Origin of the sequence: Nocardioides sp., assembly GCF_024509035.1 — a bacterium.
In the GTDB taxonomy this organism is placed as follows: domain Bacteria; phylum Actinomycetota; class Actinomycetes; order Propionibacteriales; family Nocardioidaceae; genus Nocardioides.
This window is the reverse complement of record NZ_JANINT010000019.1, coordinates 51,464-65,684: the sequence shown is the minus strand read 5'-3', so window position 1 is coordinate 65,684 and position 14,221 is coordinate 51,464. Positions and strand designations below refer to the sequence as shown.

The 14,221-nt window shown below is 71.1% G+C and carries 15 protein-coding genes and 1 pseudogene; 6 read left to right on the top strand and 10 right to left on the bottom strand.

Annotation, left to right across the window (positions count from 1 at the left end; translation table 11 throughout):
* Nucleotides 1–62 precede the first annotated feature (62 nt).
* Nucleotides 63–1,163, bottom strand: a complete 1,101-nt coding sequence (locus tag Q0L15_RS02270; RefSeq protein WP_296601953.1) for a TrkA family potassium uptake protein — start codon at nucleotides 1,161–1,163, stop codon at nucleotides 63–65.
* 10 nt (nucleotides 1,164–1,173) lie between these two features.
* On the bottom strand, nucleotides 1,174–2,166 hold the full coding sequence (locus Q0L15_RS02265; protein WP_296601951.1) for a YihY/virulence factor BrkB family protein: 993 nt from the start codon (nucleotides 2,164–2,166) through the stop codon (nucleotides 1,174–1,176).
* A gap of 17 nt (nucleotides 2,167–2,183) precedes the next feature.
* Between Q0L15_RS02265 and Q0L15_RS02260 the strand changes: the two genes are divergently transcribed.
* Nucleotides 2,184–3,836, top strand: coding sequence for an acyl-CoA dehydrogenase family protein (locus Q0L15_RS02260; RefSeq protein ID WP_296601950.1), 1,653 nt, complete (start codon nucleotides 2,184–2,186; stop codon nucleotides 3,834–3,836).
* Between the two features lie 58 nt (nucleotides 3,837–3,894).
* On the opposite strand, the gene Q0L15_RS02255 is transcribed toward Q0L15_RS02260, so the two are convergent.
* The gene (locus Q0L15_RS02255; RefSeq protein ID WP_296601948.1) at nucleotides 3,895–5,346 is read right to left on the bottom strand and encodes a glycine hydroxymethyltransferase; all 1,452 of its coding nucleotides are present in this window, start codon (nucleotides 5,344–5,346) and stop codon (nucleotides 3,895–3,897) included.
* A 360-nt stretch (nucleotides 5,347–5,706) separates the two neighbouring features.
* Between Q0L15_RS02255 and Q0L15_RS02250 the strand changes: the two genes are divergently transcribed.
* The 4 genes from Q0L15_RS02250 to Q0L15_RS02235 all read left to right on the top strand — a co-directional run bounded on the left by Q0L15_RS02250 (nucleotide 5,707) and on the right by Q0L15_RS02235 (nucleotide 9,209).
* The gene (locus Q0L15_RS02250) at nucleotides 5,707–7,443 is read left to right on the top strand and encodes a nitrite/sulfite reductase (protein WP_296601947.1); all 1,737 of its coding nucleotides are present in this window, start codon (nucleotides 5,707–5,709) and stop codon (nucleotides 7,441–7,443) included.
* Nucleotides 7,440–7,625, top strand: coding sequence for a hypothetical protein (locus Q0L15_RS02245; protein WP_296601945.1), 186 nt, complete (start codon nucleotides 7,440–7,442; stop codon nucleotides 7,623–7,625). The genes Q0L15_RS02250 and Q0L15_RS02245 overlap by 4 nt, the downstream gene beginning before the upstream one ends.
* Nucleotides 7,622–8,368, top strand: coding sequence for a phosphoadenylyl-sulfate reductase (locus Q0L15_RS02240; protein WP_296601944.1), 747 nt, complete (start codon nucleotides 7,622–7,624; stop codon nucleotides 8,366–8,368). The genes Q0L15_RS02245 and Q0L15_RS02240 overlap by 4 nt, the downstream gene beginning before the upstream one ends.
* 97 nt (nucleotides 8,369–8,465) lie before the next feature.
* On the top strand, nucleotides 8,466–9,209 hold the full coding sequence (locus tag Q0L15_RS02235; protein ID WP_296601942.1) for a sirohydrochlorin chelatase: 744 nt from the start codon (nucleotides 8,466–8,468) through the stop codon (nucleotides 9,207–9,209).
* Nucleotides 9,210–9,240: 31 nt separating this feature from the next.
* On the opposite strand, the gene Q0L15_RS02230 is transcribed toward Q0L15_RS02235, so the two are convergent.
* A complete protein-coding gene (locus Q0L15_RS02230) occupies nucleotides 9,241–9,648 on the bottom strand; it encodes a DUF3037 domain-containing protein (protein WP_296601941.1) in 408 nt (135 codons plus the stop codon).
* Nucleotides 9,645–10,424: a HipA family kinase gene (locus Q0L15_RS02225; RefSeq protein WP_296601939.1), complete on the bottom strand. Its 780-nt coding sequence runs from the start codon at nucleotides 10,422–10,424 to the stop codon at nucleotides 9,645–9,647. The genes Q0L15_RS02230 and Q0L15_RS02225 overlap by 4 nt, the downstream gene beginning before the upstream one ends.
* Before the next feature lie 154 nt (nucleotides 10,425–10,578).
* Here Q0L15_RS02225 and Q0L15_RS02220 point away from each other — a divergent pair, with 154 nt between their 5' ends.
* Nucleotides 10,579–11,265, top strand: a complete 687-nt coding sequence (locus Q0L15_RS02220) for a hypothetical protein (protein ID WP_296601938.1) — start codon at nucleotides 10,579–10,581, stop codon at nucleotides 11,263–11,265.
* Nucleotides 11,266–11,304: 39 nt separating this feature from the next.
* Here the strand turns inward: Q0L15_RS02220 and Q0L15_RS02215 are convergent, their stop codons facing one another.
* From Q0L15_RS02215 to Q0L15_RS02195, 5 genes and pseudogenes are all read right to left on the bottom strand, one after another.
* Nucleotides 11,305–12,147 carry a PPK2 family polyphosphate kinase gene (locus Q0L15_RS02215; protein WP_296601937.1) on the bottom strand — a complete coding sequence of 281 codons (843 nt, stop codon included), beginning with the start codon at nucleotides 12,145–12,147 and terminating at the stop codon, nucleotides 11,305–11,307.
* Between the two features lie 18 nt (nucleotides 12,148–12,165).
* Entirely contained in the window at nucleotides 12,166–12,870 is a 705-nt protein-coding gene (locus Q0L15_RS02210; protein WP_296601936.1) for a GNAT family N-acetyltransferase, read from the bottom strand.
* Nucleotides 12,867–13,358, bottom strand: coding sequence for a phosphoribosyltransferase (locus tag Q0L15_RS02205; protein ID WP_296601935.1), 492 nt, complete (start codon nucleotides 13,356–13,358; stop codon nucleotides 12,867–12,869). The genes Q0L15_RS02210 and Q0L15_RS02205 overlap by 4 nt, the downstream gene beginning before the upstream one ends.
* Before the next feature lie 65 nt (nucleotides 13,359–13,423).
* Nucleotides 13,424–14,020: a regulatory protein RecX gene (locus Q0L15_RS02200; RefSeq protein ID WP_296601933.1), complete on the bottom strand. Its 597-nt coding sequence runs from the start codon at nucleotides 14,018–14,020 to the stop codon at nucleotides 13,424–13,426.
* Nucleotides 14,021–14,040: 20 nt separating this feature from the next.
* A pseudogene (locus Q0L15_RS02195) lies at nucleotides 14,041–14,221 on the bottom strand (DNA recombination/repair protein RecA); the annotation flags it as partial.

Genomic DNA, 14,221 nt, shown 5'->3' with positions numbered 1-14,221 from the left:
CCTCCCCGGGCCCGGATGTGTGGAGGCGGGCCCGATCGGGCCCGAACCGCGTCGCGGGAAGCTCAGTCCTCGTCGGTCGCGAGGTCCTCGTTGTGGGTGCCCGGGCGCGGGGCCCAGGGCAGCTCCTTGGCCGGGCGTACGACGATCAGCCGGTCGCCGCGGGCGAGCTGGGTGACCACCGGGTCGAAGTAGCGGTAGACCTTCTCGTCGCGGACCACCGCGATCACCTGGTCGGGCAGGCTCTGCGGCTGTCGACCGACCTCGCTGACCATGAGGTCGCGCTCGGCCACCTCGAGGCCCTCGCCGTACGTGAGGAGGTCCTCCATCACCGAGCCGAGCGTCGGGGAGAGCGAGGAGAGCCCCAGCAACCGGCCGACCGCGTCGGAGGAGGTGATGACCGAGTTGGCACCCGACTGCCGCATGAGCGCGACGTTCTCCTGCTCGCGCACGGCGGCGACGATCCAGACCTCGGGGTTGAGCTGACGCACGGTGAGCGTCGCGAGCACGTTGGAGTCGTCGCGGTTGGTCGTGATGATCACCTGGCTGGCATCCTCCACGCCGGCGCGTCGCAGGACGTCCTGGCGGGTCGCGTCGCCGGTGACGACGGCCAACCCGTCGGCGTGCGCCTCCTGCAGCGCCTCCGCGCCCGGGTCGACGACCACGATCGACTCGCGGTCCTGGCCGTTGTTGACCAGGGTGTCGACCGCGGCCCGGCCCTTGGTGCCGTAGCCGACCACGACGACGTGGGATGTCATGTGCTTCCTCCAGCGGGCGATGCGGAACAGCTCGCGGCCCTGGGAGGCGAGCACCTCCAGGGTGGTCCCGATCAGCAGCACCAGGAAGGCGATGCGGAGCGGGGTGACGACGAACGCGTTGATCATGCGGGCATGGGGCGCGACCGGTGCGATGTCGCCGTACCCGGTCGTGCTGAGCGTGACCGTCGTGTAGTAGATCGAGTCGATCAGGTCGACGGCGCCGGTGGGGTCGTTCGCGTCGCGGTAGTTGTCACGGTCGAGGTAGACCAGCAGCACCGTGCCGACGAGGATCGCGATCGCGAGCAGCAACCGGCGACCCAGCTCCCACCAGGGCGAGCGCACCTGGTCCGGCAGCGAGAGCTTCCCCCGCGCCCGGCCCACCGTGATGTCGCTGGAGTCCTCTGCCACGGGGGTGAATCTAGTCGCTGTCGGTGCGCGTGCTGATACGGCGTAGCCGCTGGACGAGCTCGAGTCGGGCCCGCGTCGTCGCCTTCTGCGGGAAGACCTCGTCGAAGGCCGCGTTGACAGCCGCTCCGATCAGCACCGCGATCGAGACGAGGTAGAGCCACAGCAGCACGGCGATCGGTGCTGCCAGCGGTCCGTAGATCGACCTGGAGTCCGTCGCGGTGACGGTCAGGAAGAAGCGCAGCAGGTAGGACCCGAAGATCCAGCAGAACAGCGAGAACGTCGCGCCCGGCAAGTTGAACGTCCAGTGCGTCCGCACCGGCACCGAGACGTGGTAGAGCGTCGCGAGGAAGCAGATGCAGACCACGATGACGATCGGCCAGTAGAACGCCATCAGGACGTCCGCCCGGTTGGGCAGCCACTTCGCCACGAGGTCCGGCCCGGCGACGACCAGCGGGATCGACACGACGCCGGTGACCAGCGCCAGGATGTAGAGCAGGAAGGAGAGCGCCCGGGTCTTGACGATCCCGCGGCTGCCGCCGAGCCCGTGCATGATCGTGATGGTGTCCACGAACACGTTCAGGGCCCGCGAGCCCGACCAGAGCGCCAGCACGAACCCGACCGAGATGATGTCGAACCGGCCGCCCTCCTGGACGTCCTCGATGGTCTTGACGATGATCCGGTCGACGGCACCGTCGGTCAGTGCCCGACGAGCGAGGTCGATGACCGCCTGCTGGACGTCGGCGACCTGGGCCGCGCTGAACTGGTCGGTGACGAAGCCGATCGCACCCGCGAGCGCGAAGATCAGCGGCGGCACCGAGACGACGGCGAAGAAGGCGGCCTCCGCCGCCAGACCGGTCACGCGGTACTTCAGGCAGGACGCCACCGTCGTGACGACCAGGCGCCACACGAGCTCGCGCACCTGGCGCGCTCGCACCGCGATCGCCGAGGGGCGGGCGGCCCGGTCCTGGGCGTCGCGGCTCTGCGCACCCTCCGCCCCGGACATGGAACTACCGTAGGCCCATGCGTTCCGACATCCGGGTAGCCACCAACCAGGCGCCGCCGCTGGTGGGTCACAACGTGGTCACGGGCGACCTGGCCCTCGTCGAGGCCGTCACCCGCCACGCGTCAGCCGAGGTCGTCGACGACCTCGCGACCCTCGGCGCCGAGGCCGGCACCGCCGAGGCCCGCGAGCACGGCCTGCTCGCCAACGAGTTCCACCCGCGGCTCAAGCCCTACGACCGGCACGGTCACCGCATCGACGAGGTCGAGTTCCACCCGTCCTGGCACTGGCTGATGAGCCGCGCGGTCGGGCACGGCCTCGCCGCCGCCCCCTGGGAGCTCCAGGAGGCGGGGTCGCCGTACGCCCACGTGCGCCGCGCCGCCGGCTTCATGGCCTGGTCGCACACCGAGCCTGGCCACGGCTGCCCGATCTCGATGACGTACGCCGCCGTGCCCGCGCTCCGGGCCGACGATGCCCTCGCCAAGGAGTGGACGCCGCTGCTCGCCTCCACCGCTTACGACCCCGGCGTGCGGCTGGCTTCGGCCAAGCGTGGCGCGCTGGCCGGCATGGGCATGACCGAGAAGCAGGGGGGCTCCGACGTCCGCACCAACGTGACGCTCGCGCGCCCGACCTCGGTCGACGGGGAGTACACCCTGCACGGCCACAAGTGGTTCACCTCGGCCCCGATGAACGACGTCTTCCTGGTGCTCGCCCAGGCGCCGGGCGGCCTCACGTGCTTCGTGGTGCCGCGCGTGCTGCCCGACGGGGCCCGCAACCAGCTCGACGTCGTGCGCCTCAAGGACAAGCTCGGCAACCGCTCCAACGCCTCCTCCGAGCTGGAGCTCGACGGCACCGTGGCCCAGCGACTCGGCGACGAGGGCCGCGGCGTGCGCACGATCATCGAGATGGTCGCGGCGACGCGTCTGGACTGCGTGCTCGGCTCGACCTCGCTGATGCGCCGCGCGGTCAACGAGGCCACCTGGCACGCCGCCCACCGCTCGGCGTTCGGCGCGCGGCTCGCCGACAAGCCGCTGATGCAGAACGTCCTGGCGGACCTGGCGGTCGAGACCGAGGCGGCCACCGCGATCGCGATGCGGCTGGCCGCAGCGGTCGACGCCGTCGACGACCCGCACGAGGCGGCGCTGCGCCGCATCGCCCTGCCGCTGGCGAAGTTCTGGGTCTGCAAGCGCACCCCGTTCCTCGTCGCCGAGGCGCTGGAGTGCCTCGGTGGCAACGGCTACGTCGAGGAGTCGGGGCTGCCCCTGCTCTACCGCGAGGCCCCGCTCAACTCCGTCTGGGAGGGCTCCGGCAACGTCAACGCGCTCGACGTGCTGCGCGCCCTGGGGCGCGAGCCCGAGGTGCTCGATGCCTGGATCACCGAGGTCGGTCGTGCCCGCGGGGGCGACCACCGGCTCGACCAGGCCATCGAGCAGACGCTCGCCCTGCTCGGCACCCTCATGGGCGAGCCGGGCGCCATGGAGGTCAACGCGCGGCGCCTGGCCTCGCGGATGGCGATGTGCCTGCAGGGCGCCCTGCTCGTGCGCTTCGCGCCGCCCGAGGTCGCCGACGTCTTCTGCGCGTCGCGCTTCGGGACGTCGTACGACGGGGTCTTCGGCACCCTCGAGGGCGGCGACCTGAGGGCGATCGTCGGCCGCGCGACGCCGACCGTGTAGCGGCCGGCGCCGCGCTCCCGTCGCCCGGGGGCTCAGCCTCGGTTCACCGCATCGAGGCTCACGCCAGGTCGAGCCCGGGGTAGAGCGGGTGCTTGTCGAGCATCTCGGCCGAGGCTGCGCGGACCTTGTCGGCCACCCCGTCGCCGAGGACGTACGACGCCTTGGAGGCCTTGCCGTCCTTGGTGGTGCCCGGCTGGGTGTTCTGCAGGACGTGCACCATCAGCTCCGCGACCCGGTCGAACTCGTCGTGGCCGAAGCCGCGCGTGGTCAGAGCCGGGGTGCCGAGGCGGATGCCGGAGGTGTACCAGGCACCGTTGGGGTCCTGCGGGACCGAGTTGCGGTTGGTGACGACGCCCGCCTCGAGCAGGGCGGACTCGGCCTGGCGACCGGTCAGCCCGAAGCCGGAGACGTCGAGCAGCACGATGTGGTTGTCGGTGCCGCCGGTGACCAGGCGCGCACCGCGGGACAGGAACCCGTCGGCGAGCGACTTGGCGTTGTCGGCGACCTGCTGGGCGTAGGTCCGGAACTCCGGCTGGCGCGCCTCGGCCAGCGCCACGGCCTTGGCCGCCATCACGTGCGAGAGCGGGCCGCCGAGCACCATCGGGCAGCCGCGGTCGACCTCGGGGGCGTAGTCCTCCTGGGCGAGCACCAGACCGCCACGCGGCCCACGCAGCGACTTGTGGGTCGTGGTGGTGACGACGTGGGCGTGCGGCACCGGGTCCTCGTCGCCGGTGAAGACCTTGCCGGCCACGAGGCCCGCGAAGTGGGCCATGTCGACCATCAGGGTCGCGCCGACCTCGTCGGCGATCTCGCGCATCGTGGCGAAGTTCACCCGGCGCGGATAGGCGGAGTAGCCGGCGACGAGCACGAGCGGCTTGAACTCCTTGGCCTTGGCCCGCACGACGTCGTAGTCGAGCAGCCCGGTCTCCGGGTCGGTGCCGTACTGCTGCTGGTGGAACATCTTGCCGCTGATGTTGGGCCGGAACCCGTGCGTCAGGTGGCCGCCGGCGTCGAGCGACATGCCCAGCAGGCGCTGGTTGCCGAGCTCGCCCCGCAGCGACTCCCAGTCGGCCTCGGTGAGCTCGTTGACGTTCTTGGCGCCGAGGCGCTGCAGGGCGGGCGACTCGACGCGGTGGGCGAGGATCGACCAGTAGGCCACGAGGTTGGCGTCGATGCCCGAGTGCGGCTGCGCGTAGGCGTACGGCGCGCCGAACAGCTCGCGCGCGTGCTCGGCCGCCAGCGCCTCCACGGTGTCGACGTTCTGGCAGCCGGCGTAGAACCGGTGTCCGACGGTGCCCTCGGCGTACTTGTCGCTGAACCAGGTGCCCATCGTGAGCAGCACGGCCGGCGATGCGTAGTTCTCGCTCGCGATCAGCTTGAGCGATCCGCGCTGGTCGACGAGCTCCTGCCGGGTGGCCTCGGCGATCCGCGGCTCGACCGAGGCGATGACCTCGAGAGCCTGCTGGTACGCGCTGCTGGTCAGGGAGCTGAGGCGGGCATCCGTCGTCATACAGCGAAGACTAGTGGCCGTCGCGGTGTGACGTGGAACGCACCGGGGCCGTCCCACGGCGGGATCACCGCGCGGACCGTTCCACATCGTGGACCACTCGTCCACATCATGAGATTTCACCTTGTGGAACGGGTGTCCGCCCCCTGAGACTCCTTGACATGGTCTCCGCTGCGACGCACACGTACCTCGTGGTCCGACGCCACGTGGACCTCGGGCGTACGCGCAGCATGATGTGTTGGCATTCCTGATCAGCCGCCCGCCAGCAACCCGGCGCAGCTGACCTCACCGGCCGAGGGCCCCGATGACGTGGCTCGCCCCGGTTCGAGCGTCGCCCGCCATCCGTGCAAGGAATGCTCCGTCATGACCGACCTGCGCTACACCGCCAAGCCTCCGGCCCGCACCGAGGTCCCGCGCCCCAAGCGGGGTGAGGGCCAGTGGGCCTTCGGCTACACCGAGCCGCTGAACAAGAACGAGCAGTCCAAGAAGGACGACAACCCGCTCAACGTGCGGGACCGGATCCTCTACACCTACTCCAAGCGCGGCTTCGACTCGATCGACCCCGCCGACCTGCGCGGCCGGTTCCGCTGGATGGGGCTCTACACCCAGCGCAAGCCCGGGATCGACGGCGGCAAGACCGCGATCCTCGGCGAGGAGGAGCTCGACGATCGCTACTTCATGCTGCGGGTGCGCTCGGACGGCAAGCTCCTCTCCCCCGCCACCGTGCGGGCTCTCGGCACCATCGGCGTGGACTTCGCCCGCGACACCGCGGACGTCACCGACCGCGAGAACATCCAGTACCACTGGATCCGCATCGAGGACGTGCCCGCGATCTGGGAGCGCCTCGACGCCTCCGGGCTGCACAGCATCGAGGCCTGTGGCGACTCGCCCCGGCCGTTCTTGGGCTCGCCGGTCGCCGGCGTCGCCGTCGACGAGATCATCGACGGCACCTCCGCGCTCGCCGAGATCGAGCGGCGCTACATCGGCAACCCGGACTTCTCGAACTTCCCGCGCAAGTTCAAGACCGCGCTGACCGGGCACCCGTCCCACGACGTCGCGCCCGAGGTCAACGATGTGGCGTTCGTCGGCACCGTCCACCCCGAGCACGGCCCGGGCTTCGACCTCTGGGTCGGTGGTGGGCTGTCCACCAACCCGATGCTGGCCCAGAAGCTCGGCGTCTGGATCCCGCTCGACGAGGTCCCCGACGCCTGGGAGGCGGTCGCCTCCATCTTCCGCGACTACGGCTACCGCCGGCTGCGCTCGCGGGCCCGGCTGAAGTTCCTCGTCGCCGACTGGGGCGTGGAGAAGTTCCGCGAGGTGATGGAGCACGAGTACCTCGGGCGCGCCCTGGTCTCGAACCCCTCGCCCGAGTCGCCGGTCGGCCACCGCGACCACATCGGCGTGCACGACCAGAAGGACGGCAAGAAGTACGTCGGCATCGCGCCGACGGCCGGCCGGGTCTCCGGCACCCTGCTGGTGCAGCTGGCAGACCTCATGGAGGAGTACGGCGTCGCGGGTGCCCGGCTGACGCCGTACCAGAAGATCGTGCTCATCGGTGTCGAGCCGGCGGTGGTCGACGAGCTCCTCGACCGCCTCGATCTCATCGGTCTCTCCGCGCGCCCGTCGCACTGGCGCCGCAACACGATGGCGTGCACGGGCATCGAGTTCTGCAAGCTCGCGATCGTCGACACCAAGAACCGTGCGCGCGACCTGGTGGCCGAGCTGGAGAAGCGCTTCCCCGAGCTCGACACCCCGATCACGGTCAACGTCAACGGCTGCCCCAACGCCTGCGCGCGCACCCAGCTGGCCGACATCGGCCTCAAGGGTCAGCTCGTCATGCACGAGGGCGAGCAGGTCGAGGGCTTCCAGGTCCACCTGGGCGGCGCGACCGGCGTGCAGGCGAACTTCGGCCGCAAGCTGCGCGCGCACAAGGTCACCAGCGCCGGGCTCGACGACTACGTGACGGCCGTGGTCACCAACTTCCTCGCCGACCGTGCCGAGGGCGAGACGTTCACGACGTGGGTGCTGCGCGCCGACGAGGAGCTGGTCCGCGGTGACCGGGTGCTCGAGGGAGCAGGGCTCGAGGGGGCGGCATCGTGAGCGAGCGCGCGGTTCCGTTCCACTGCCCCTTCTGCGGCGAGGAGGACCTCCGTCCCCACGAGGTGGTCTCCGAGTCCGGGGAGGTCAGCTCTCCGCACGGCAGCTGGGAGTGCCGCTCCTGCATGCGGGCCTTCAGCCTGAAGCTGATCGGGCTCCTGCGCCCGGGTGGAGCGGTGTCATGAGCGCCGCGACCACGGCCTCGGCCCGCAGGTACCGCGGCACCGAGACCGCCGGACGATCCCCCGAGGAGCTGCGCGAGCTGGTGTCGCACTGGGGCGCCGAGCTCGAGCTCGCCCCGGCCGAGCACATCGTCGAGTGGGCCGTCGCGACCTTCGGTGAGCGGTTCTGCGTGACCTCCTCCATGGGGGACGCCGTGCTCGCCCACCTGGCGTCGACCGTCGCGCCCGGCGTCGACGTCGTGTTCCTCGACACCGGCTACCACTTCGCGGAGACCATCGGCACTCGCGACGCGGTGCAGGCCACCCTGCCGGTCAACCTGCTCACGATCACGCCCGTGCAGTCGGTCGAGGAGCAGGACGCGGCTCACGGCAAGGACCTCTACAAGACCGACCCCGACCTGTGCTGCAAGCTGCGCAAGGTCGAGCCCCTGGCCACCTCGCTCGACGACTACGACGCCTGGGCGACGGGGCTGCGCCGCGCGGAGACCAAGCACCGGGTGATCGCGCCCGTGATCGGCTGGGACGCCAAGAAGGGCAAGGTCAAGGTCTCGCCGCTCGCTCGGTGGACCGACGAGCAGGTCGAGCGCTACATCGCCGACCACGGGGTGCTCGTGAACCCGCTCGTCTACGACGGCTACCCCTCCATCGGCTGCTGGCCCTGCACGCGGCGCGTGGCTCCCGGCGAGGACGCGCGCAGCGGCCGGTGGGCCGGCACCGCCAAGACCGAGTGCGGGATCCACACGTGACCCCGCAGTCCCGCACGTCCGGCAGCGTGGCCGGCCGTGCTCGCACCGAGAAGTACGACCCTGCACCAACAGCACGCACACGTAAGGAGGCGGCGTGATGGCTGCTCCTGCACTGGTGGCCCTCGCTCACGGCAGCCGTGACCCGAGGTCCGCAGCAACGATCAAGGCCCTGGTCGACGAGGTCCGGGCGATGCGGCCCGACCTGCGCATCGAGCAGGCGTTCCTGGAGCTGTCCCGACCGTCGTTCGCGACGGTGGTCGACCGGCTCGTCAAGGCGGGCTTCGACGAGATCGTCGTCGTACCGCTGCTGCTCACCGAGGCCTACCACGCCAAGGTCGACGTCCCCAGCGCGATCGCGGACGCCACGGCGCGGCACCCGGGTCTCCAGATCCGCGCGACCTCGGTGCTCGGTCTCGAGACCCAGTTCCTCGAGGTTCTCGACGTGCGCATGCGCGAGGCGCTGCGCGCCCACCGGGTGCGTGAGCTCGATGCGCTCGTGCTGGCTGCCGCGGGCTCCAGCGACCCGCTCGCCAACCAGGCGGTCGCGCGGCTGGCTCGCGTGTGGGGCGCACGCCACAAGCTGCCCGTGACCGCGGCGTTCGCCTCGGCCTCTCCCCCGGCGACCGGTGAGGCGGTGCGCGCGTTCCGCGCCGAGGGGCGCCGGCACATCGCCGTCGCGTCGCTGTTCCTGGCCCCGGGCTTCCTGCCCGACCGCGCGGCCGAGCTGGCCCTCGAGGCCGGCGCGATCGCGGTCTCCGAGCCGCTCGGCGCGCACCCCGAGGTGGCTCGCACGATCCTGGCCCGCTACGCGGTCGGCGCCGTCGAGCTCGTCCCCGTCTGAGAGGTTGACCCGCCCGAAACTTTCGGGCGGGTCAACCCACCAGGGTCTCGAGGAGCCGCTCGAGCTGGCGGGCCGGATCCTGGGTGAGCCCACCGTGGACCGGGCCGGGCTGGATCACCGTGCTGCGTGGCGCCTTGAGGAAGCCGAACCGCTGTCCGATCGGCTTGGCCGCCGCGGCCCCGGCGCGCTCGTCGCCGGCGCAGACGGCGGCTGCGAACTCCAGGGCCTCGCAGACCTGGTCGAGGTCGAGCCGAGGGTCGAACGCGCGCAGGCGCTCACGGTCGACCTGCCACGCGACCTCGAGGAAGTCGGTGGCCTGGCAGTAGACGACCACGCCGACGTTGACGAACTCCTCGCGATCGACGCGGGGCACGCAGCGCAGCACGACGTACTGGTAGGCCAGCTTCGTCACGGCCTGCTCACCCACGGGGCTACTCATCGGGCCACCACCTGGGGCAGCCACTGCCGACTCGCGAGCCGGGCGAGCAGGAACTCGACGTACGCCGAGCGCAGCGCGTCGGGTGTCTCCGCGCCCGGCACCGCCTCGAGCCAGACGTCCGGCACCTCGCCCAGCACCTCCGCGAACACCTCGCCGGAGAGCACGGCCCGGACCTCCTCGTCGGCCGCGGGGAGCTCGCCGGCGTGGGCGAGCAGCACGTGGTCGCCCGCGTCCCAGGGCTGGGCCGCGAACCGGTCGGCGGCCCCGTCCTTGAGCAGCGACCCGCCTGGCCACCCATGGTGGAAGTACAGCGAGGCACCGTGGTCGATGACCCACACGTCCCCGTGCCACACCAGCAGGTTCGGGTTGCGCCACGAGCGGTCGACGTTGGCGCAGAACGCGTCGAGCCACAGCACCTTGCCGGCCACGCCGGCGTCGGTGGCGACCTCGGCGTCGAAGCCGAACGCGCCGGGCAGGAAGTCGACCCCCAGGTTGAGACCCGGGCTGGCGTTGAGCAGGTCCTGGACCTCCTCGTCCGCCTCGTACCGGGCGATCTCCGGGTCCAGCTCCAGCGCGACCAGCTGCGGGGTCCGTAGGCCGATGCGCCGGGCCAGCTCGCCGACGATCACCTCGGCGACCAGCACCCGCACCCCCTGGCCGGCCCCGCGGAACTTGCACACGTAGGTGCCGAGGTCGTCCCCCTCGACGATGCCGGGCAGGCTGCCGCCCTCCCGGAGCGGGGTGACGTAGCGGGTCACGGACACCGTCGAGATCACCGGCTCACCCTAGGGCACGACGAGTCGTCAGCCGGGGTGGCCGATCCCCGGCCGCAGCTTTCTCGCACTTCTCGTTTATCGGACGCTCAGCCGGGGTAATCGGGGGCTGGTCGGCTCGGCGACCACCCCACTCACTTCGAACGACAGGACCTCGATGCGCATCCGCCGCCTCCTCGCCGCCGTCACCACCGCCGCCCTGGCCGGGCCCGCGCTGGCCGTTGTCGCCACGACCGCGCCCGCCGCCGCTGCCACCGCCACCCACATCGTCGGCTCCGACGGCGGGGCGTGGATCAAGGCCTCCAGCTACCGCAGCCAGCCGGGTGTCCCCGTCTACGGCGACACGCTCTCGCTCTCGATCAACGTCGTGACCGACACCGGCGACCAGGTCTTCGACGGCTCGCTCACCGTCCAGCGCCAGCTGGCCGGTCAGTCGAGCTGGACCACCGTCGCCACCTCGACGAGCGCCTACATCTACGAGTCGGTCAAGGCCGCCGGCAACGCGACGTACCGCGTCGTCTACAGCGGCAGCGGCGACTACGCGCCGTCCTCGGACGCCGTGGCCGCCAAGATCCAGCGCAAGATCGAGTACAAGAACGTCGGCACCCGGAAGGTGATGCTGGCGGTCAAGGTCAGCCCGAAGTTCCGCGGAGCCGTGAAGATCTTCAAGCAGCAGGGCAAGAAGTGGAAGAAGTTCAAGACGGTCCGCACGAACAGCAAGGGCCGTTTCACCACGCCGCTGCCTGCACCGCGCAAGGGCAAGTACTACTGGAAGCTGGAGATCGGTTCGAGCAAGGCGTTCGCCAAGTCCCAGACCGGGAAGTTCTACACCTACTCCTACTGAGCCCCTGAGACTGAGTCACCCAGCACGCTGACGAACGGGTCAGGCGATCGGCTCCTCGCCGGTCAGCCTGGCCCGTTCGGCGTCGACGTCGAAGTCCGCCACCGGCCAGTCCAGGTCGAGGTCGCGCAGCGTGGCGAGCAGCAGCTCGCCGATCGCGAGGTTGCGGTACCACTTGTGGTCGCTGGGGACCAGGCGCCACGGTGCGGCCTCGGTGTTGGTGCGCTCGATGGCGATCTCGTAGGCGCGGCGGTAGTCGGTCCACCGAGCTCGCTCGTCGACGTCGTGCGGGTTGTACTTCCAGTGCTTGGTCGGCTGGTCCAGCCGCGCCAGGAGCCGCTTCTTCTGCTCGGCCGGTGAGATGTGGAGCAGGCACTTGAGGACGATCGTGCCGCTGTCGACGAGGCCCTGCTCGAACTCGTTGATGACGTCGTAGCGGCGCTCGATCTCCTCGGGCTCGACGGTGGCGTGGACCCGAGGGACCAGCACGTCCTCGTAGTGCGAGCGGTCGAAGACCCCGATGATGCCCGGTCCCGGCAGAGCCCGGCGGATCCGCCAGAGGAAGTCGTGGGCCCGCTCCTCCTCGGTCGGAGCCTTGAACGAGGTGATCCGCACCCCCTGCGGGTCGACCAGGCCGACGGTGTGACGCAGGATGCCGCCCTTGCCCGAGGTGTCCATCCCCTGGAGCACCAGCAGCAGCCGGCGCGACGAACCGCGGCGGCCGCGCGCGAAGAGTCGTTCCTGGAGGTCGGAGAGCTCCGGCCCGAGGCCGACCAGCGCCTTCTTGCCGGCCTTCTTGCTGTCCTTGACGCCCGCCGTCCGGTCGGTCGGCAGCGCCGTCAGGTCGACGGGGCCGGGCGGGATCACCTGTGCGTGGGCGCTCATCGGAGCATCATGCCAGCATCAGCCGAGCACCCGGCGCACGTCGAGGCTGCACCCCACGACGGTGTCGACCGTCCCGTCCTCCTGGGGCTCGTCGAACCACAGGCCCTCGGTGAAGCCGGCCTTGGCCAGCATCCGCAGCGAGGCGGTGTTGCGGTGGTCCGGGGCGGCGAAGTACGTCGTCGCCTCGGGGAAGCGCCGTCGGGCGCGAGCCATCCACGCCCAGAGCACCCGCGGGCCGAAGCCGCGCCCGCTCCACTCCTCACACAGGGCGTAGTCGACGCCGATCGCCGCGGGGTCCGGGCCGAGCACGGCGTACTCGGGGTAGTCCCCGATCCGGTAGTCCTGCACGAAGCCCACCGAGCGACCGTTGATCTCGACCACCCACATCCGGGTCGGCTCCATCCCGTCGATGCAAGGACCGTAGCGCGCCTCGATCCGCTCGACGGTCGGCTCGCCCTCCGACGCCCACCACCGGCGGATGTGGTCGCTCTGCCGCCACCGGGTGACGTCCGGCAGGTCCCCGCGGGTCATCGCCCGCACGGCCACGCGGTTGTCGTGGTCGACGGCGAACTGCTTCACCTCGCCGGAGAGGTCGACCGGCACGGGGTCCACGTGCAGGCTCGCGGCGGTGCGACGCGCTGCCGCCGCCCACGACTCACCGTCGTGGACCACGCCCGAGAGGTCGCGACCGCGGTCGTGCACGACGACCCGGTGTCCGGTCATCCATGGCTCCGGTCGCGCTGCACCAGCGGCGGCTGGGCGGACCAGGGAAAGTCGATCCACGCCTCGGTGTGCTGCCACACGTAGTCGGGGTGCACCACCGTCCAGGGCTTCTCGTAGATCACCGCCATCCGCGCCTCGGCCACGTGGTCGGCGCAGAAGTCGCGCACGATCTCCAGCGTCTTGCCCGTGTCGGCGACGTCGTCGGCGATCAGCACCTTGAGTCCGGCCAGGTCGACCGCAGCCGGCGTGGGCGGCAGCATCACCGGCATCTCGAGACGCTCGTCGACGCCGGTGTAGAACTCGACGTTGACCGCGGAGAGGTTCTTCACGTCGAGGGCGTAGCCCAGACCCATGCCCAGACCGAGTCCGCCACGGGCGATCGAGAGCACCAGGTCGGGCTCGTAGCCGGAGTCGACCACCTGCTGCGCCAGGTCGCGCACCGCGGTGCCGAACAGCTCGTACGTCAGGACCTCGCGCTCACTGGCCACGACGCGATTCTGCCAGTCGGCCGGCCGATCCGTGGGGCCGCTCCTCCGTCAGGTCCGCGACCGGCTCATCGCTCGCGACGGTCCAGCTCGTCGCGCACCACGGCGAACGCAAGACCCGAGCCGTAGCCCTTGCGTGCCAGCATCCCGACCAGCCGCCGTGTCGCCACGGTGTCGTCGACCGAGGCCAGCGAGCGCAGCTTCTTGCGCACCAGCGCCCGGGCCGCCTCCTCCTCGTCGCCCGCGTCGATCTCGTCGAGCGCCTCGCGGGCCACCTCGTCGGCGACGCCCTTGCGCCGCAGCTCCTGGGCGAGCGCCCGGCGGGCGAGAGCACGCCCACCGGTGGCCCCGCGCGACTGCACCCACAAGCGTGCGAAGGCGCCGTCGTCGATCAGGCCCACCTCCTCGAAACGGTCGAGGAGCCGGGTGGCGATCTCCTCGGGCACGTTGCGCTTGGCCAGCTTGTCGCTGAGCTCCTTGCGGCTGCGCGCCTGACCGGTGAGCTGGTCGAGCAGGATCTTGCGCGCCACCGTCTCGGCGTCGGCCTCGGGCACCTGGACCGCGACGTCCTCGGGCGGGGCCGGCGCGCGCTTGGTCCACGCGTCGACCCCGGCCGAGACGTCGCCCAGCCAGTCGGGGGGTGGCCTGTCGTCGTCGAGAGTCATCCGAGCCTCGAGATCACCGATCAGAAGTCGCCGACACCGATCGGCTCCGCGGGCAGCTCGGTGACGTCCTGGTCGACCGTCGGGCCGACCCCGAGCTTCTCGAGGATCTTCTTCTCCAGCTCGTTGGCCAGGTCGGGGTTGTCGCGCAGGAAGGTGCGGGCGTTCTCCTTGCCCTGGCCGAGCTGGTCGCCCTCGTAGGTG

Bases quoted from the DNA above. Each gene is read 5' to 3' on its own strand.
- Q0L15_RS02215 (WP_296601937.1), bottom strand. From the start codon at position 12,147: ATGAGCGCCCACGCACAGGTGATCCCGCCCGGCCCCGTCGACCTGACG.
- Q0L15_RS02260 (WP_296601950.1), top strand. From the start codon at position 2,184: ATGCGTTCCGACATCCGGGTAGCCACCAACCAGGCGCCGCCGCTGGTG.
- Q0L15_RS02265 (WP_296601951.1), bottom strand. From the start codon at position 2,166: ATGTCCGGGGCGGAGGGTGCGCAGAGCCGCGACGCCCAGGACCGGGCC.
- Q0L15_RS02200 (WP_296601933.1), bottom strand. From the start codon at position 14,020: ATGACTCTCGACGACGACAGGCCACCCCCCGACTGGCTGGGCGACGTC.
- Q0L15_RS02230 (WP_296601941.1), bottom strand. From the start codon at position 9,648: ATGAGTAGCCCCGTGGGTGAGCAGGCCGTGACGAAGCTGGCCTACCAG.
- Q0L15_RS02220 (WP_296601938.1), top strand. From the start codon at position 10,579: ATGCGCATCCGCCGCCTCCTCGCCGCCGTCACCACCGCCGCCCTGGCC.
- Q0L15_RS02210 (WP_296601936.1), bottom strand. From the start codon at position 12,870: ATGACCGGACACCGGGTCGTCGTGCACGACCGCGGTCGCGACCTCTCG.
- Q0L15_RS02235 (WP_296601942.1), top strand. From the start codon at position 8,466: ATGGCTGCTCCTGCACTGGTGGCCCTCGCTCACGGCAGCCGTGACCCG.
- Q0L15_RS02240 (WP_296601944.1), top strand. From the start codon at position 7,622: ATGAGCGCCGCGACCACGGCCTCGGCCCGCAGGTACCGCGGCACCGAG.
- Q0L15_RS02255 (WP_296601948.1), bottom strand. From the start codon at position 5,346: ATGACGACGGATGCCCGCCTCAGCTCCCTGACCAGCAGCGCGTACCAG.
- Q0L15_RS02250 (WP_296601947.1), top strand. From the start codon at position 5,707: ATGACCGACCTGCGCTACACCGCCAAGCCTCCGGCCCGCACCGAGGTC.